Origin of the sequence: Knoellia sinensis KCTC 19936 (assembly GCF_000768705.1) — a bacterium.
GTDB lineage: Bacteria > Actinomycetota > Actinomycetes > Actinomycetales > Dermatophilaceae > Knoellia > Knoellia sinensis.
In genome coordinates this window covers 257,456-274,944 of record NZ_AVPJ01000004.1, presented here as the reverse complement: position 1 = coordinate 274,944, position 17,489 = coordinate 257,456, and the positions used below count along the sequence as shown (strand labels likewise).

The window sequence follows — 17,489 nt, the reverse complement described above, 5'->3', positions numbered from 1 at the left end:
CGCAGTGCGAGTCTAGGACCCGTGAAGCTCTATGCAGACCTGCCCGGTCGCCGCCTCGTCCAGATCCTCGCCGACCTCGGCTTCGTCGCCTGGATCGCCCTCTGGGCCTGGGTCGGCCGACGCGTTCATGACGTCACGATGGCGTTGGCCGAGCCGGGGCGTCAGCTCCAGGGGGCAGGTTCCGGCTTCCGCGAGAAGATGTCCGGTGCTGGTGACTCCGTCGACGACCTCCCCGTGCTCGACGATCGCGTTGCCGGGCCCTTCCGGTCCGCCGCGGGAGCCGGGACTGACATCGAGCAGGCCGGAACCGACCTGGTTCGCGCCGTCGAGCGATTCGCCCTCGTCATCGGCTGGACGACGGCTCTCGTCCCCATCCTGATCGTCACGATCTGGTGGGCCGTTCAGCGCGGGCGCTTTGCTCGCCGGGCCTCAGCCGCGCAGCGATTCATCGACGCCGACCACGACCTCGACCTCTTCGCTCTGCGCGCGATCGCCAACCAGCCCATGGCATCGCTCGCCAAGGTGAGTCACGACCCCAGCGGGGCCTGGCGGCGCGGGGAGCGCGACATGATCAGGGCTCTGGCCCTGCTCGAACTCAAGGACTCGGGGTTGAAGCCACCACGGTCGGCGTGAGGTCGTCGGCCGGCGGGGTCCACGTGTCGGCGTCGGCGTCGACCTGGTCACCCGAACGGATGTCCTTCACCTGGTGGGCGACGTCGCCTTCGCCCGGGAACCAGACAAACGGGATGCCGCGACGGTCGGCGTAGCGGATCTGCTTGCCGAACTTTGCGGCCGACGGTGCGACCTCGCAGGCGACGCCACGCGCCCTCAGCGAGCGCGCCACCGCGTCGGAAGCCCGCCGCGACTCCTCGTCCGCGACCGCCACGAGGACGACGGCGGGGGTGGCACGGGACGCTGTGACCAGGCCCTTGGACAGGAGGAGGCCGAGGAGTCGCGAGATCCCGATCGAAATGCCGACACCTGGGTAGGTGGTCTTGCCGTCACTCGCCAGCGCGTCATAGCGACCACCCGAGCAGAACGAACCCCACGACTCGTAGCCCTCGAGTTGGGTCTCGTAGACCGTCCCCGTGTAGTAGTCGAGACCGCGCGCGATCTTGAGGTCGGCGACCATGGCGCCGGGGGCATTGACGAGCCCGCTCCGGATGACGGCGCTCAACGCCTCAAGGCCCTCGTCGAGGGTCGGGTGCTCCACGCCGAGTGCCCGCACCTGCTCGACGAAGGACAGGTCCTCGGTGCGGATGGCCGCGAGGGCGAGGCACTGGTCTGCCTGCTCAGCGGTGCGACCCGCCTCGACGAGCAGCGTCTTGACCTTGTCCGGCCCGATCTTGTCGAGCTTGTCGACGATCCGGAGCGTGCTCTGGACCTCGGTGACGTCGTCCGTGCCGATCCCGATGCCTCGGTAGAAGCCCTCCGGGATCTTGCGATTGTTGACCTGGATGGTCATCCGTCCGATCGGAAGCTTGCTGAAGACCTCGGCGATGACGAGCGGCATCTCGGCCTCGAAGTGCGGGCTGAGCTCCCCGATGTCGACGACGTCGATGTCAGCCTGCGTGAACTCGCGGTAGCGGCCTTCCTGAGGCCGCTCCCCACGCCACACCTTCTGGATCTGGTAGCGACGGTAGGGAAACGCGAGCTTGCCAGCGTTCTCGAGGACAAAGCGCGCGAAGGGCACGGTGAGGTCGAAGTGCAACCCGAGTTCGGCCTCCGAGTCCTTCCGGTCCTCGGGCCGCTGCGCGAGCCGGGTGACGCCGTAGATCTCCTTGTCGGCGTCGCCACCCTTGCCGAGCAACCGCTCGACGGGCTCGACGGCGCGGGTCTCCAGGGACGTGAACCCGTGCAGTTCGAACGTCTCGCGAATGATGTCGAGGAAGTGCTGTTCGACGATGCGTTCCGCAGGCAGGTACTCGGGGAATCCGCTGAGCTTGGTGACCTTCACGCGGTCAATCCTTGCAGGTACGGATTGGTGCTCCGTTCACGGCGCATGGTCGTCGCCGGTCCATGGCCGGGGAGCACGAGGGTGGAGTCGGCGAGCGGCAGGACCACGTCGCGCAGGGATCGCTGCATGGCTGCCCCGTCACCGCCGGGGAGGTCGGTGCGCCCGATCGACCCGGCGAAGAGGACGTCTCCGCTGATCATCGTGCGATCGAGTTCTTCAGGGGCACGCACGCCCTCGGGGAGACGGTCGAAGCCGAACATCACCGAGCCCTCGGTGTGCCCGGGTGCGTGGAGCACCTCGAGGTCCAGGCCCGCGAGGGTGAGGGACTCACGATCGGTGACCTCGATGACGTTGCTCGGCTCGGTCCAGGTCGCCTTGCTCCCGAACTCCTGCTCGAGCATTCCGACGAGCCCCGCGCTCGCCGAACCCAGCGGGTCGACGAGCCGGTAGCGGTCATCCGAATGGATGTATGCCGCGGTGTCGCCTCCGCAGACCGGTGTCACCGAGTACACGTGGTCGACGTGACCGTGCGTGAGGAGCACCGCTGTGGGCTTGAGCCGGTGCTGGGCCAACACTTCGCGGAGGGTCTCCACGACCCCGATCCCCGGATCGACGATGACGCACTCCTCCCCCTCGTCGGGGGCGAGGACATAGCAGTTGGTTCCGAAGGCCGCGGCAGGAAAGGCGATGGTCAGCACGGCGCCCAACCCTAGTCGGGTGAGCACACGGCATACGCCGTCAATAGACTCAGCCGGGTGACCAAGAAGCAGGAACGTGACCGAGCGCGCCGACGCTGGGAGAAGCAGCAGGCCAAGGTGACCACCAGGGCGGAGAAGCGTGCGCGCACCTTGAGGATCGTGGCGGTCGTCGCCACCATCGCCATCGTGGGCGCCCTCGTCGGAGGGCTCGCCTTCGCCCTGAAACCGGAGGCCCCAGCCACGCCCCAGAAGACGGCCGCGGGATGCGAACAACCACCGCAGCCGCTGGGCACCTCTGCGAAGCTCGACCTGCCTGACAAGGCCACCGCCAAGGGCGCCACGTGGACCACCACGCTGACGACGAACTGCGGTGACATCGTCATCGACCTCGACGGAGCCAAGGCTCCACAGGCCGTCGCGTCATTCATCCAGCTGGCGCGCGCCGACTACTGGCTCAACTCCCCCTGCCATCGACTGGGCATCGGCGAAGGCTTCAAGTTGCTCCAGTGCGGCTCGCCGTCGGGTGCAGGCGACGACAGCCCCGGCTATGGCTTCGGCGTCGAGAACGCCCCCAAGGACGGGAAGTACGCGCGAGGCCAGCTGGCCATGGCGCGCACCCAGGACCCCAAGGCCGGCAACGGTGGACAGTTCTTCATCATCAATGGCCCCACGGAGCTCCCGGACCCGAATGGCTACACAATCTTCGGCACGGTGACCAAGGGTTTGGATATCGTCGACAAGGTCGCCGCTGCCGGAGTTCAGGCAGGTGGCGAGTCGGAGACCGTAGGTGCCCCCAACGCACCCATCAGCATCCTTCGGGTTGCTGTGACAGAGAAGAAGGCATAGCCGTGAGCGACGAGACGACGAGCACCACCCCCGCGGACGAGCCCGTGGAGGTCCCCGCGGCGACGCCGGACCCTGTGGCACCGGTCGAGGACGCACCGGCCGTGGAGTCCGCCGACTCGACACCACCCCCCGCGGAAGTCACGGCAACGGAAGACGTTCCGGCTACAGAGGACGTTCCGGCGGCCGTGGCGACTCCGGCCGAAGGTTCGGTCGAAGGCTCGGTCGAAGGCTCGGTCGACGAGCCCATCGGGACGGCTGGAGGCGACACACCCGCTGAGGCGTCCTCCCAGGCCGCCCCGGAGACGCCTGCTGAAGTGCCGGCTCCGGTTGCCGAGACCCCTGCTGAGGAGCCGGTCACCCCGAGTCCCGCCCCACCGGCGGCTCCGGCAGTTCCGTCCGCTCCCAAGCCCGCCGTGCCGTCGCCGGCGGCGCTCGCCTCGAAGATGGCGGCACGCCCGACACCCCCGGTCCAGGTTCCCGTCGTCCACGAGCACTCCGAGTCCGCTCGGTTCGGCCGCGCTGACGCCGACGGCCACGTGTTCGTCAAGGTCGGCGACGAGGAGCGCGAGGTCGGTTCCTACCCCGGGGCCACACCCGATGAGGCCCTGCAGTACTTCGCGCGCAAGTACGACGAGATCGCTTCGTCGGCAGATCTGCTCGAGCAGCGCTTGGCCAACCCCGACGTCTCGGCAAAGGAGGTGTCCGACGGCCTCGCCACCCTGAAGGACCACGTCGCCGAGGCCCATGTCGTCGGCGACCTTGCCGCACTCGATGCGCGCATCGCCGCCATCGAAGCGGGGCTGGCCGCGAAGCGCGAGACCGAACAGGCAGCGCGTGCCGAGGCCCGAGCCGTCGCGGCGACCGAACGCGAAGCCATCGTCTCGGAGGCGGAGTCGATCGCTGCGCAGCCCGCAGAGCAGACCCAGTGGAAGCAGAGTGGCGAGCGGATGCGTGCCCTCCTCGACCAGTGGAAGCAGCACCAGCGCTCTGGTACCAAACTCGACAAGCCGACGGAGAACGCCCTGTGGCAGCGGTTCAGCCACGCGCGCAACCACTTCGACAAGGGTCGGCGGACCTACTTCGCCCAGCTCGACTCGACGCGCGCCGAGGCCAAGTCCACGAAGGAGTCCCTGGTCAAGGAGGCTGAGGCTCTGTCCAAGAGCACGGACTGGGGACCGACCGCTCGCGCCTTCAAGAACCTCATGGACCAGTGGCGCCACGCGGGTCGCGCCTCGCGGGCCGAGGATGACGCCTTGTGGGAGCGTTTCAAGACCGCCCAGGACGCTTTCTTCAACGCCAAGGACGAGGTCTCAGCGGCCGAGGACAAGGAGTTCCGCGCCAACCTCGCCGTCAAGGAGGAGCTCCTCAAGGAGGCCGAGCAGATCCTCCCTGTGACCGACCTTGAGCAGGCCAAGGGACAACTCCGCGTGATCCAGGACAAGTGGGACGCGGCGGGCAAAGTTCCCCGCGCCGACATCGACCGCACCGAGAAGGCGATCCGCCGCATCGAGACGGCCGTGCGGGAGCAGGAGGACGCGAAGTGGAAGTCCTCCAACCCCGAGGTCGCAGCCCGCGCCAACTCCCTCGTCACTCAACTCCGTGATTCGATCGAGTCCCTCGAGGCCGACCTCGCCAAGGCCACCGCGGCCGGCAACGACAAGAAGGTCAAGGACCTGACGGCGAAGCTCGAGTCCCAGCAAGCCTGGTTGACCCAAGCAGAGGCCGCAGGCAACGAATTCGGCGCCTGACGCGCCACGTCCGCGTTGGACGGCGTCCTCGTGTCGTCCGTTCCGCGCTAGCGAACCTCCGTCCGGCGCGCCAGTTCGGGAGATGTCTCACCTTCTCCTGGTCACGCGCCGGCCGGAGGTCCGACGCACGGCCCAGACGACACCACGGCCGCGTCAGCCAGCCGAGTCGACGTGTGGCACGGTGTGGGGTGCGCGTTCGGTCGATGACCCGGAGCGCGCCTGCACGAGAAGCCTCTGCGACAACGGAATTGGCGCGCGAAGGGCATCGGACGACTGAGCGCGCACCACATCGCGCAAGGGTCGGCGCCCTTGAGCGCGTCTAGTTCTGCGTGATGCGGTAGGCGTCGAACACGCCAGCCACGTTGCGCACGGCCTTGATGACGTGGTCGAGGTGGCTCGGGTCACCCATCTCGAATGTGAACTTCAGACCTGCCACGCGATCGCGTGAGGTGTGCACGGTCGCACTGAGGATGTTGACGCCGCTCTCGGAGAGAACGCGGGTCACGTCGGACAGGAGGGCCGAACGGTCGAGCGCCTCCACCTGCAACTGCACCAGGAAGACGCTGTTGGAGGTCGGCGCCCACTCAACCTCGATGATCTTGTCGTCCTGTCGCAGCAGCGCCTCGGCGTTGGTGCAGTCCCGCCTGTGGACCGAGACGCCCATGCCGCGGGTGACGAAGCCCAGGATGTCGTCGCCTGGCACCGGTGTGCAGCAGCGTGCCAACTTGACCCAGACGTCGGACATTCCCTTGACGACGACCCCGGGGTCGCCCGCACGGCGGCGTCGGTTCGACACCGGGCGCGGCATGGTGACTTCGGCGAGGTCGTCGCTGGCTTCCTCGCCGCCCTGCGCGGCGATCAGCCTGGCCACAACGTGCTGCGCACTGACATGGCCCTCGCCGATCGCGGCATAGAGTGCGTCGATCCCGGCGAGCCGCAACTCCTCGGCGACGCCCGTCAGCGACTGCACCGAGGACAGCCGCGCCACGGGCAGACTGCGCTTGCGCATGGCCTTGGCCAGCGACTCCTTGCCGTTCTCGATCATCTCCTCACGACGCTCGCGCGTGAACCAGTGGCGAATCTTGTTGCGGGCCCGAGCGGACTTGACGAACATCAGCCAGTCACGCGAGGGACCGGCACCATCGGCCTTCGAGGTGAGGACGTCGACCGTGTCGCCGTTGTCGAGCCGGGACTCGAGCGGCACCAGACGCCCGTTGACCTTGGCACCGATCGTGTGGTGCCCGACTTCGGTGTGCACGGCATACGCGAAGTCGACAGGGGTGGACCCGGCAGGCAGTCCGACGAGTTGTCCCTTGGGAGTGAAGACATAGACCTCGCTGGCGTTGATCTCGAAGCGCAGGGACTCGAGGAACTCCCCCGGGTCAGCCGTCTCCTGCTGCCAGTCGAGCAGCTGCCGCAGCCACGCCATGTCGTTGGCGCCGGTGTTGCTCGTCGACGGTGAACCGGCACCGGCCGGACTCTTCTCCTTGTACTTCCAGTGGGCCGCGACGCCGTACTCAGCGCGGCGGTGCATCGTGTGGGTCCGAATCTGGATCTCAACCGGCTTGCCCTCGGGCCCGATGACCGTCGTGTGCAGGGACTGGTACATGTTGAACTTCGGCGTGGCGATGTAGTCCTTGAAGCGCCCGGGGACCGGCGTCCAGCGGGCGTGCATCGCGCCGAGCGCGGCATAGCAGTCACGCACGGTGTCGACCAGCACGCGCACAGCGACGAGATCGTAGATCTGCTCGAAGTCACGGCCTCCGACGATCATCTTCTGATAGACGGAGTAGTAGTGCTTGGGCCGTCCGGTCACGGTGGCCTTGAGTTTGGCGGCGCGCAGGTCGGACTCGACGCTCTCGCGCACGGTCGCGAGGTACTCCTCGCGTGCGGGGGCACGCTCGGCGACAAGCCTGACGATCTCGTCGTAGACCTTGGGGTAGAGCGTCTGGAACGAGAGGTCCTCGAGCTCCCACTTGATGGTGTTCATGCCCAGGCGGTGAGCGAGCGGCGCATAGATCTCGAGGGTCTCACGGGCCTTGCGCTGTGCCGACTCCCGTGAGACGTAGCGCCACGTGCGCGCGTTGTGCAGTCGATCAGCGAGCTTGATGACGAGAACTCGGATGTCGCGGGCCATGGCCACGACCATCTTGCGCACGGTCTCTGCCGCGGCGGCCTGGCCGTAGGTCACCTTGTCGAGCTTGGTGACACCGTCCACCAGCATGGCGATCTCGGCGCCGAAATCCTTCTCGAGCTCATCGAGGCCGTAGTCGGTGTCCTCGACCGTGTCGTGGAGCAGCGCCGCCGCCAGCGTCGGAGGGGTCATGCCGAGCTCGGCCAGAATCGTGGTCACGGCGAGTGGGTGCGTGATGTAGGCGTCACCGCTCTTGCGCATCTGCCCTTCGTGAGCGCGCTCGGCAACCTCGTAGGCGCGCTCGATGACGGAGACATCGGCCTTGGGGTGGGTCAGCCGCACGGTCGTGAGCAGCGGCTCGAGCACCGGATGCGCCGAGGGGCGCGAGGAGCCGAATCGGGCGAGGCGCGCTCGGGCTCGGGCGCGGTTGGAGCCGGATGCCCCACTACGCACCGGGATCGGCGTGGTCTCCTCTGCCATGAACGGAGTCTAGGCTCCCTCCACGCCACCCACGACATGGAGGGCGTGCACGGGGCGATCCCCCAGGGCTACTCGCCCTCCGAGGAAGGCCAGTTCGACGATGGTCTCGAACCCGACGACCTCCGCCCCGCACGAGGTGAGCAGGTCCCACGCCGCGATCGCCGTGCCACCGGTGGCGAGAACGTCGTCGACCAGCAACACCCGATCGCCGTCGGCGACAGCATCCGAGTGGACTTCGATCGTGGCCGTGCCGTACTCGAGGTCGTAGCTGCGTTGGACTGTGTCGCCCGGCAACTTTCCCGCCTTGCGGACGGGCACGAAGCCGACGCCGAGTTCGAGGGCCAACGCGGCTCCGATGATGAAGCCGCGTGCTTCGACGCCCGCGACGGCATCGATCCGGGAAGGCGATCCGGTATGCCGTGCCGCCAGTCCGCGGATCACCTCGCGGAAGGCGTGGCCGTCCCCCAGAAGCGGGGTGATGTCCTTGAAGACGACACCCTGCTTCGGGAAGTCGGCGACGTCACGCAGTCGGCTCGCGACGAGCTCGCTGTGCGGATTCGGAACCGCCACGGGGCCTACTTGCGGCGCGACTTCGGAGGCCGCTTGGGCTGGTTGCGGGGACCGGACTGCGCGTACTTGTGCACCTGACGCCCGGTGATGGTCGCGGACGACTCCTCGGTGGCCATCGGCACACTGACCGCCGGGCGGCCCGTCGCTGCTTCGTCGCTGTCGACAGCGCGGTCGGCGCCCGCGCCAGGACCCTCAGCAGGAACCCCGCCGGAGGCCGTCGCTGCCACGGCCTGCTTCTTGGCCTTCGCGGCCTGCGAGCGGGCCGCACGCTTGTCGAGCTCCAGGACTGACTCGTCCTTGCTGCGCATGCTCACCAGGAGGGGTGTCGCGAGGAAGATCGACGAGTACGCGCCCACAGCGATACCGATGAAGAGCACGAGTGCGAGGTCGAGGAGCGTTCCCGGGCCGAGGAACAGGGCCCCCACGACCAGGACCGCGAGGATCGGGAGCACACCGATGACCGTCGTGTTGATCGAGCGCACGAGGGTCTGGTTCACGGCGAGGTTGGCGGCCTGCGCAAAGCTCATACGGCCGTTGCCGAAGGCTTCGGTGGTGTTCTCCCGCACCTTGTCGAAGACGACGACGGTGTCGTAGATCGAGTACCCGAGGACGGTCAGGAAGCCGATCATCGTGGCCGGCGAGACCTCGAACTTGCTGAACGAGTAGATGCCGACGGTGATGACGAGGTCGTGAGCCAGGGCGATGAGGGCCGCTGCAGCCATCTTCCAGTTGCGGAAGTAGATCGCGAGCACCGCGGCCACGAGAACGAGGAAGAGGACCAGCGCGCGCAGCGCCTGGTTGGTGACCGACTCGCCCCATGACGGGCCGATGAACGTGGCGCTCACCCGATCCTGAGGGACCGAGAAGGTCTCGGCGAGTTCCGCGCGCACCTCGGCGCTCTCGGCCTCACCGAGTCGCTCCGTCTGGACCCGGACCGTCCCAGTGCCGAGCTTCGAGACGCGCACGCCCTGCGAATCGTCGGCCGCACCAAGGGCTTCACGTGCCATGGACTCGTAGTCGTCGGGCACCGAGGTGCTCGTCACTCGGAACTCCGAGCCACCGCTGAACTCGAGCCCGAGGTTGAGCTTGTTGATGCCCAGACCTGCGATGGCAATGGCCATGAGCACGAGCGAGACGAGGTAGAACGTCCGCCGCTTGGGGATGACCGGAATCGAACGCTTGCCCGTGTAGAGGTCGTTTCCGAAGTCGGAGAAGCTCACGACGCACTCCCTTCGCCGCCCGCAACGCGGGGCGGGGTCGTCGTGAACCGGCCACGGCCGGCATACGAGGTCTTCTTGACGGCACCGAGCTTGTCCGGGTCGAGTCCCGACATCGGGTGTCCGTCGCGGAAGAACTTGCGGCGTGCCAGCAGCGTCACCAGCGGGTGGGTGAAGGCGAAGACGATGAGGATGTCGAGCAGCGTCGTCAGCCCCAGGGTGAAGGCGAAGCCTCGGACACTCGAGCTGGCGAGGAAGAAGAGCACGATCGCCGCGAGGAAGTTCACGCCGTCGGCGATGAGGATCGTGCGCTTGGCCCGGTCCCAGCCGGTGGCGACAGCACTCTCGAGGGAACGTCCTTCTCGCAGTTCGTCGCGGATGCGTTCGAAGTACACGATGAACGAGTCTGCGGTGAAGCCGATGGCCACGATGAGACCGGTGACTCCCGCCATGTCGAGGCGGTAGTTGTGCGACCAGCCGAGGATCGTGATGGCCAGATAGGTCAGGAGACCGGCCGCGACGATCGACGCGATGGTGACGAACCCGAGCACGCGGTACTGAGCCAGTGAATACAGGACGACGAGCAGGAGTCCGACGATGCCGGCGTAGAGGCCGTAGCGGAGCTGCTCGCTGCCGAGGGTCGGGCTGATCTGCTCACGGGTCTGCAGGTCGAACGAGATCGGCAACGCACCGAACTTGAGCTGCTGGGCAAGGTCACGGGCCTCAGTGATGCCGAAGCCACCGGTGATGCTCGCCTTGCCGTTCGGGATGGCCTCGTTGAAGCTCGGGGCGACGATGACCCGCGAGTCGAGGGTCGCTGCCAACTGGTTCTGAGGTGCCTGGAGCGCGACCATCTTGCGCGAGACGTCGGCGTACTGCTCGGTGCCCTCGCCGTTGAGGCTGAGCTGGATCTCGACGGTCGCGGTCTGCTGACCCTGGGGACCAACCTGGTAGCCGGCGACGGCGTCGGAGATCTTGTCACCGGAGACGACGACCGGGCCGAGGATGTATTTCGCCGCACCGTCCTGGTCGCAGGTGACGATCGCCTTGTTCTCGTCGTCGACGAGGTTTTCGAGCGCGTCGTCCTTCGAGCAGTCGAGCAGTGTGAACTGTTCGGTGAGCTCAGGCGTGATCTGGTCGAGGCTGTAGGGGTCGCTCGCGGCGGCACCGGAGCCCGAGGCGCTGGGGCTCGGGCTGGGCGAAGCGCTGGGGCTGGGCGAACCGGAGGGAGCCGACGGGCTCGGCTCCGTGGTGAACGCACCGGGGATCGCCGACTTGTTCGTCGTCGAGGGAACGGGGCTGGCTGCCGGGGCCGATGCCGACGGCGCAGGCGAGGGAGTGGCGGAGCCGCTGGGGGCGGGCGAGCCACTCGGCGATGCTGACGGAGCGGGTGCCGGCGTACCTGCGGCGATCGCGAGGACGGGACGGAACTGCATCTGCGAGGACCGGCGCAGGGCGTCCTCGTCGCGCTGGGTCGGGTCGCCGGGCATGCTCACGACGATGTTGCGACCGCCCTGCGTCGTCACCTCAGCACCGCTGAATCCACCGGCGTCGACGCGCTGCACGATGATGTCGCGCGCCTCAGTGACCTGCTCGGGAGCCACAGTCCTCCCACCAGCGACACGCGGCTCGAGGATCAGCTGGGTGCCACCCTCGAGGTCGAGACCGAGCTTGGGGGCGTAGCTGCCGTTGCTGAACTGGTTCGCGCCGAAGAGCAGACCCATCAGGGCGAGCGTGAGAACGGTCATCGCGGCCAGTGCTCGACGGGCGAACTTCGCATGACTCATCTGTGCCATCAGCTGGCCTCGGGGGTCGTGTCGGGCGTCGTCGTGGAAGGACCGCTCTCGGGCTGGCTGAGGCCCACGGCCCGACGGTCGGCGCGGACCTGGACACCGGGCGCGACCTCGAGCGTCGCGACGACGTCGTCGAGCGCGGTGATGGTGCCGTAGAGACCCGAGGTCAGCACGACCTTGTCACCGACACTGAGTGATGCCTGGAAGTCCTGAATCTGCCGACCACGCTTGCGCTGGCTGAACATGAGGAACGCCAGCAGCAGAAGGGGCAGGGCAAGCACGAGCAGGTTGCCGAGGCCGGCACCGGAATTCATGGAGTGTCCTTCGAGTCTGGATCAGAGTGCCCGCCACGCTGCTGGGCACGTCAGCGGCCCGGTCGACGCCGGGCCGTCGAGCCAGCATAGGTGACGCGTTCACCATCACCAACGCCTGACACCCCTCTGGGGTGCCCATCGCCACTCCGATGCCCGATCGTGACCATCAGCCCGTATGCCGGGTGCTCACGACCACGCATCGGTCACCTACCGAACCGGCCGCCACCCTCGTCCAGGGGCAGGACGTCCTGCGCCATGGCGTCTCGCGGCGGCGTGAGTCCGAGGTGGGACCAGGCTCGCGGCGAGGCAGCCCGGCCGCGCGGTGTGCGCACCATGAAGCCCTCGCGCACGAGATAGGGCTCGGCGACGGTCTCGACCGTGTCGGATTCTTCGCCGACGGCGATAGCGAGGGTCGACAACCCGACCGGCCCACCACCGAATCGCTTGCAGAGGGCATCGAGGACCGCGCGGTCGAGACGGTCGAGTCCCGCGTCGTCGACGTCGAACAGGCTCAGCGCTTCGTGGGCTGCTTCGAGGTCGACGCGGCCGGTCCCGTGCACCTGCGCCCAGTCGCGCACCCGCCGCAGCAGCCGGTTCGCGATCCGCGGAGTGCCTCGCGAACGACCAGCGATCTCGGCGATGCCCGCCTCGTCGGCGTCCACGTCGAGCAGCCCGGAGGATCGGTGGAGGATGGTCGTGAGGTCGCTCGCGTCGTAGTAGTCGAGGTGCCCCGTGAACCCGAACCGGTCGCGCAGCGGCGCCGGCAACAGGCCCGACCGCGTCGTCGCCCCGACGACGGTGAAGGGCGGCAACTCCAGCGGAATCGCTGTCGCACCCGGGCCCTTGCCGACGATGACGTCGACGCGGAAGTCCTCCATCGCGAGGTAGAGCATCTCCTCCGCCGAACGCGACATCCGGTGAATCTCATCGAGAAAGAGCACCTCCCCCTCGTCGAGGGACGAGAGCACTGCGGCGAGATCACCGGCGTGCTGGATGGCGGGACCGGACGTGATCCTGATCGGGCGCTCCAGTTCTGCGGCCACGATCAGCGCGAGCGTCGTCTTGCCCAGGCCTGGAGGGCCGGACAGCAGGATGTGGTCCGGGACGCTCCCGCGACGACGGGCGGCCTCCAGCACGAGTGAGAGTTGGTCGCGAACCCGCGTCTGACCGGGGAACTCAGCCAGCCGCTTGGGTCGCAGCGCCGCCTCGACCACGCGCTCGTCGTCGCTGTCGGCACCGGCATCGACGATCCGTGCCGTCGCGTCGAGCGACCCGTCGGGCCCTCGGTCCTCCCCCAACTCCGCTTCGACGATGTCGGACCGGAACCCCCGCGTGCTCCCGCCGGCGTCGTCCACGCTCGTCGCGGTGCGCTTGGCGGGTGAGGGGCTCATCGGCCGAGTTCCCGGAGGGCCATGCGCAACAGGGCCGCGACGGAGGCGTCAGGGTCCGCTGCCGTGGACACCGTTGCCACGGCATCGCTCGCCTGCTTCGACGACCATCCGAGACCCACGAGGGCCTCGGCCACCTGATCGCGGCGCGCATCTCCGGAGGGAGCCGACGCGGAGGTGACGTCGGCACCCGCCGAGCCGGACGGCATACCCACTTTGTCCTTGAGTTCGAGAACGAGACGCTCCGCACTCTTCTTGCCGACACCGGGAATCTTGGTCAGGGTCGCGACGTCGCCGGTCGTGAGCGCCGCGCGGACCTCGTCGGGGGTGAGGACCGACAACATCGCCAGCGCGAGACGCGGCCCCACGCCGGAGACCGTCTGCACGGTCTCGAACATGTCGCGCTCCGCCACCGATCCGAAGCCGAAGAGCGTCAGTGACTCCTCGCGCACGATCAGAGTGGTGGCAACTGTCGCCTCCTGACCCGTCCGCAGCTCACCGGCCGTCCGAGGCGTCGTGTGGACGAGCATCCCCACTCCCCCGACCTGGAGGACGATTCGGTCGAGTCCGACGTGCCCCACGTGACCCGACAGTGAGGCGATCACCGGGCACCTGCCTTGGCGAGGGCGTCGAGGCGGGCCGTCGCCGCCCCCCGCCACAGATGGCAGATCGCCAGCGCCAGGGCGTCTGCGGCATCTGCCGGCTTCGGTGGTGAGGAGAGCTTGAGAATGCGCGTGACCATGGAGGTGACCTGTGACTTGTCGGCGCGACCAGTGCCCGTGACCGCGGCCTTGACCTCGGTCGGAGTGTGGAAGACCACGGGAATGTCGCGCTTGCCCGCGGTGAGCAGAGCGATCGCGGTCGCATGGGCGGTATTCATGACCTGGGTGACGTTGGTGTCGGCGAAGACCCGCTCCACCGCGAGGACGTCGGGCTCGAACCTGTCGAGCCATCCTTCGAGTTCTCGTTCGAGGAACATCAGGCGGTGGGACGGCTCGGCGTCCGAGGGCGTGCGCACGACTCCGACCGCGACCATGGTCGCGCGCCCCGCCCGTCCGTCCACGACTCCGAGGCCGCACCGGGTGAGGCCGGGATCCATGCCGAGAACGCGCACGCGCGCCGCCTTCCAAGAGAACCGAACAGGTGTTCGGTGCCACGCTACACAGCGTGGTGGAAGGCGGCGCGCAGCAACACGCAGGGCCGTGCGATCAGCCTTCGGCCTCGAGCTCGGCGAGGACGTCGTCGGGGATGTCGCCGTTGGCGAAGACGTCCTGGACGTCGTCCGAGTCCTCCAGCGCCTCGATGACGCGGATCATCTTCTTGGCGCCGTCGAGATCCAAGGGCACCTGGAGGTTGGGCACCCAGGATGCCTCGGCCGAGTCGTAGTCGATGCCGGCGTCCTGCACCGCCTTGCGGACGGCGACGAAGTCGGTGGCCTCGGAGATGATCTCGAAGGACTCACCGAGGTCGTTGACCTCGTCGGCGCCGGCCTCGAGGACGACCTCGAGAATGTCGTCTTCGGTCTTGTCGCCCTTGGGAACGACGACGACACCCTTGCGGTCGAACACATACGCCACCGAGCCCGGGTCACCGAGCTGGCCGCCGTTGCGGGTCAGGGCGGTGCGAACCTCGGCCGCGGCGCGGTTGCGGTTGTCGGTGAGGCACTCGATGAGGATGGCGACACCACCGGGCGCGTAGCCCTCGTAGGTGATGGTTTCCCAGTCGGCGCCGCCGGCCGTCGCACCGGAGCCGCGCTTGACCGCGTTGTCGATGTTGTTGTTGGGGACCGAGCTCTTCTTGGCCTTCTGGATGGCGTCGTAGAGCGTCGGGTTGCCCGTCGGGTCGCCACCACCCGTGCGGGCCGCGACCTCGATGTTCTTGATCAGCTTGGCGAAGAGCTTGCCGCGCTTGGCGTCGATGGCGGCCTTCTTGTGCTTCGTGGTCGCCCATTTGGAGTGGCCGGACAAGGTGTCTCCTCGTGCTGTGAACGTGCAGGACTCGCCGTCGATCCTAAGCCGTATGCCGTGTGGGCCCGTTTCGGTGTTGCCTCGGACCCGGTCGATCAGGCGTGACGAACCATGTCGACGAAGAACTGGTGGAAGCGGTGGTCGCCGGTGACCTCGGGGTGGAAGCTCGTCGCGAGGAGATTGCCCTGGCGCACCGCGACGGGGTGGTCGGTTCCTTCGACGTGGACGCTGGCGAGCACGTGGACGTCGTCCCCGATCTCCTCGACCCACGGAGCGCGGATGAACACGGCACGCACCGGCTCAGGGCCGAGCTCACGGATTCGGAGGTCATCCTCGAAAGAATCCACCTGGCGCCCGAAGGCGTTCCGCCGCACCGTCATGTCGATGCCGCCCAGGGTTTGCTGGTCGCGGTGCCCGTCAAGGATCCGGTCCGCGAGCATGATCATCCCGGCACAGGAGCCGTAGGCCGGCATCCCGGCCTGAAGTCGAGCCACCAGCGGGTCTCGCAGGTCGAAGATGCGACACAGCTTGTCCATGGTCGTCGACTCGCCACCGGGGATGACGAGTCCGTCGATGGCCGCAACCTCGCTGGGGCGCCGGACTGCGAGGGTTCGCGCCCCGGCCAACTCGAGGGCGCGGACGTGCTCGCGCACGTCCCCTTGGACGGCGAGGACTCCGATGGTGGGCTGAGCAGTCACGTCGCGAATCGTACGTCCGCGCGACCCAGCGTCGTCCGGGCCTACCGTGGTGCCCGTGTCCGTGACGATTCGTAGCCGCCGACCATACGACCTCCCTGTGCTCGCGGAGCTCCTCGGCGCACAGCAGTCGACATCGGGCTACCCGCACTTCTGGCCCCTGGACTTCCCGGTCGAGGACTTCATCGCCCGACCGGGCGAGCTCGGGGCCTGGGTGGCGGAGGTGGACGGGGAGTTGGCTGGCCACGTCGCCGTCACGGATGTCGCCGTCGGCTGGGGAGCGCCGCTGTGGTCCGAGATCCTCGGCCGCCCCGGCGAGGGGTTCGGCGAGGTGTCGATCCTCTTCGTCGGTCCCGGACACGGCGCGGCAGGCATCGGTGGTGCGCTTCTTGGGCGTGCCATCGACGAGATCCGGGCGCTGGGCCGTGACCCCGTCCTCGAAGTCGTCGGTGAGGAGACCCATGCAGGTCTGTACTACCGGAAACGAGGCTGGAGGGTCATCGGCCACCGGAGGCCCGCGTGGCTGCCCGACGGCGCGCCAGACGTGGCCTTCATGGTGCTCGATCAGGTCCTGGCCACGAAGTAGGCGTTGAACGGGTCCTCCTCCAGTTCGTGCAGGTCGACCGTGGCGAAGCCAGCATCCTTGAGCATGCGTTCCGCGAGTTCGACTCCCCACACCGTGCCGAGCCCGTCGCCGCCCTGACCCAGGGACACCGACATGCAGTGGCTGATCGAGATGGCATAGAGGAAGCTCGCCCAGGGCAGGTCGAAGTTCCGCTCGAGGTGGCTGGACGCCTTGATGTCGACCATGAGAAAGGTGCCGCCGGTCCGGAGGGCCGTGTGGACGTTGGCGAGCACTGTGGCGGGGTGGGCTTGGTCATGGATGGCGTCGAACGCTGTGACGAGATCGAACGCCGCCGAGTGGATCGGGCGGGCCACATCGCACTCGACGAACGTGGCATTGCCCAGACCCCACTCATGCGCCTCGGCGCGACCCACCGCCACGGTCTCGCCACTGAGGTCGTATCCGGTGAACGTGCTCCGCGGGAACTCTCGGGCGAGGAGGTTGATCGCGTGTCCCTGTCCACAGCCAATGTCCGCGACCTCGATGCCTTCCTGCAGTCGACCGACCAAGCCCGTGAGGGGGATGATTCGGTCGATGAGCGAGCCGTCGTGCACGGCCGCGGACTCCTCGGCCTGGCCAACGTGGAACCCTGGGGACTCTTCGTAGGTCAGGCCGCCACCGATTCGGAAGTGCTCGACGACCAGCGGGGCGACCTGGCCCATGAACGAGACAAGACGCATCGAGCGCGCGAGATTGTCAGCAGTCGGTCCGGTGAGGAACGGCGCGTGCTCCGGACAGAGTGCGTAGGTCCGGCTGTCGGAGTCGTAGTCGACGAATCCAGCGGCCGCCATACCGCCGAGCCATTCCCTCACGTAGCGCTCGTCGAGCCCGGCGGCGTCGGCGACTTGGTGGCTCGTCGCCGGAGGAAGGGTGGCCAGGGTGTCGAACAGTCCCGTGTCATAGCCGATGCCGCAAAGGATCGCGATGCTGCCGTCATTGAAGACCTGCACCAGCCGCTCGAGGGCGGCCGGCGTCTCCTGCTGCTCCAGTGTCGTGGTGGCGCTCATGCTTCCTGCTCCTTCCGTGCGGCGGGCGGTGTGGCCCGCACCACCGACGC

17 protein-coding genes are annotated in these 17,489 nt (G+C 67.9%); 4 read left to right on the top strand and 13 right to left on the bottom strand.

The genetic code is table 11. The features are described 5' to 3' along the window. Nucleotides 1-21 precede the first annotated feature (21 nt). Nucleotides 22-633: a hypothetical protein gene (locus N802_RS07680; RefSeq protein WP_035914275.1), complete on the top strand. Its 612-nt coding sequence runs from the start codon at nt 22-24 to the stop codon at nt 631-633. On the opposite strand, the gene hisS is transcribed toward N802_RS07680, so the two are convergent. Next, the gene (hisS, locus tag N802_RS07675; protein WP_084071978.1) at nt 596-1,957 is read right to left on the bottom strand and encodes a histidine--tRNA ligase; all 1,362 of its coding nucleotides are present in this window, start codon (nt 1,955-1,957) and stop codon (nt 596-598) included. The two genes, N802_RS07680 and hisS, sit on opposite strands and share 38 nt — an antisense overlap. Continuing rightward, entirely contained in the window at nt 1,954-2,655 is a 702-nt protein-coding gene (locus tag N802_RS07670; RefSeq protein ID WP_035914270.1) for an MBL fold metallo-hydrolase, read from the bottom strand. The genes hisS and N802_RS07670 overlap by 4 nt, the downstream gene beginning before the upstream one ends. A gap of 57 nt (nt 2,656-2,712) precedes the next feature. On the opposite strand from N802_RS07670, the gene N802_RS07665 reads away from it, so the two are divergent. Together N802_RS07665 and N802_RS07660 are read left to right on the top strand one after the other, a co-directional pair. Beyond that, entirely contained in the window at nt 2,713-3,501 is a 789-nt protein-coding gene (locus tag N802_RS07665; RefSeq protein WP_035914268.1) for a peptidylprolyl isomerase, read from the top strand. A gap of 2 nt (nt 3,502-3,503) precedes the next feature. Continuing rightward, a complete protein-coding gene (locus N802_RS07660) occupies nt 3,504-5,249 on the top strand; it encodes a DUF349 domain-containing protein (RefSeq protein ID WP_035914267.1) in 1,746 nt (581 codons plus the stop codon). 319 nt (nt 5,250-5,568) lie between these two features. On the opposite strand, the gene N802_RS07655 is transcribed toward N802_RS07660, so the two are convergent. The 10 genes from N802_RS07655 to pdxT form a co-directional block, all read right to left on the bottom strand. Beyond that, nucleotides 5,569-7,863 (bottom strand): RelA/SpoT family protein, encoded by a 2,295-nt coding sequence (locus N802_RS07655; protein ID WP_035914264.1) that lies wholly within the window; start codon nt 7,861-7,863, stop codon nt 5,569-5,571. A 9-nt stretch (nt 7,864-7,872) separates the two neighbouring features. Next, nucleotides 7,873-8,433 (bottom strand): adenine phosphoribosyltransferase, encoded by a 561-nt coding sequence (locus N802_RS07650; protein ID WP_035914262.1) that lies wholly within the window; start codon nt 8,431-8,433, stop codon nt 7,873-7,875. Nucleotides 8,434-8,438: 5 nt separating this feature from the next. Beyond that, nucleotides 8,439-9,653 carry a protein translocase subunit SecF gene (gene secF / locus N802_RS07645; protein ID WP_035914260.1) on the bottom strand — a complete coding sequence of 405 codons (1,215 nt, stop codon included), beginning with the start codon at nt 9,651-9,653 and terminating at the stop codon, nt 8,439-8,441. Next, entirely contained in the window at nt 9,650-11,446 is a 1,797-nt protein-coding gene (gene secD / locus N802_RS07640; protein WP_035914259.1) for a protein translocase subunit SecD, read from the bottom strand. The genes secF and secD overlap by 4 nt, the downstream gene beginning before the upstream one ends. Next, a complete protein-coding gene (yajC, locus tag N802_RS07635) occupies nt 11,446-11,757 on the bottom strand; it encodes a preprotein translocase subunit YajC (protein ID WP_035914258.1) in 312 nt (103 codons plus the stop codon). The genes secD and yajC overlap by 1 nt, the downstream gene beginning before the upstream one ends. 203 nt (nt 11,758-11,960) lie before the next feature. Then, complete coding sequence (gene ruvB / locus N802_RS07630) at nt 11,961-13,148, bottom strand: Holliday junction branch migration DNA helicase RuvB (RefSeq protein ID WP_245613857.1); 1,188 nt, start codon at nt 13,146-13,148, stop codon at nt 11,961-11,963. Further along, nucleotides 13,145-13,750, bottom strand: coding sequence for a Holliday junction branch migration protein RuvA (ruvA, locus tag N802_RS07625; protein ID WP_035914256.1), 606 nt, complete (start codon nt 13,748-13,750; stop codon nt 13,145-13,147). The genes ruvB and ruvA overlap by 4 nt, the downstream gene beginning before the upstream one ends. Further along, nucleotides 13,747-14,259, bottom strand: a complete 513-nt coding sequence (ruvC, locus tag N802_RS07620) for a crossover junction endodeoxyribonuclease RuvC (RefSeq protein WP_035914253.1) — start codon at nt 14,257-14,259, stop codon at nt 13,747-13,749. Before ruvC ends, ruvA begins: the two co-directional genes overlap by 4 nt. Nucleotides 14,260-14,353: 94 nt before the next feature. Beyond that, nucleotides 14,354-15,112 carry a YebC/PmpR family DNA-binding transcriptional regulator gene (locus N802_RS07615; protein WP_035914251.1) on the bottom strand — a complete coding sequence of 253 codons (759 nt, stop codon included), beginning with the start codon at nt 15,110-15,112 and terminating at the stop codon, nt 14,354-14,356. A gap of 95 nt (nt 15,113-15,207) precedes the next feature. Beyond that, on the bottom strand, nt 15,208-15,819 hold the full coding sequence (gene pdxT, locus N802_RS07610) for a pyridoxal 5'-phosphate synthase glutaminase subunit PdxT (protein ID WP_211254362.1): 612 nt from the start codon (nt 15,817-15,819) through the stop codon (nt 15,208-15,210). Nucleotides 15,820-15,865: 46 nt separating this feature from the next. Between pdxT and N802_RS07605 the strand changes: the two genes are divergently transcribed. Then, nucleotides 15,866-16,393 (top strand): GNAT family N-acetyltransferase, encoded by a 528-nt coding sequence (locus N802_RS07605; RefSeq protein WP_245613856.1) that lies wholly within the window; start codon nt 15,866-15,868, stop codon nt 16,391-16,393. Here N802_RS07605 and N802_RS07600 read toward each other — a convergent pair. Further along, nucleotides 16,372-17,439 (bottom strand): class I SAM-dependent methyltransferase, encoded by a 1,068-nt coding sequence (locus N802_RS07600; protein ID WP_052109574.1) that lies wholly within the window; start codon nt 17,437-17,439, stop codon nt 16,372-16,374. The genes N802_RS07605 and N802_RS07600 overlap by 22 nt on opposite strands. Nucleotides 17,440-17,489 lie beyond the last annotated feature (50 nt).

Coding starts and splice junctions, on each gene's coding strand:
- N802_RS07655 (WP_035914264.1), bottom strand. CDS start 7,863: ATGGCAGAGGAGACCACGCCGATCCCGGTGCGTAGTGGGGCATCCGGC.
- secD (WP_035914259.1), bottom strand. CDS start 11,446: ATGGCACAGATGAGTCATGCGAAGTTCGCCCGTCGAGCACTGGCCGCG.
- yajC (WP_035914258.1), bottom strand. CDS start 11,757: ATGAATTCCGGTGCCGGCCTCGGCAACCTGCTCGTGCTTGCCCTGCCC.
- ruvB (WP_245613857.1), bottom strand. CDS start 13,148: ATGAGCCCCTCACCCGCCAAGCGCACCGCGACGAGCGTGGACGACGCC.
- N802_RS07600 (WP_052109574.1), bottom strand. CDS start 17,439: ATGAGCGCCACCACGACACTGGAGCAGCAGGAGACGCCGGCCGCCCTC.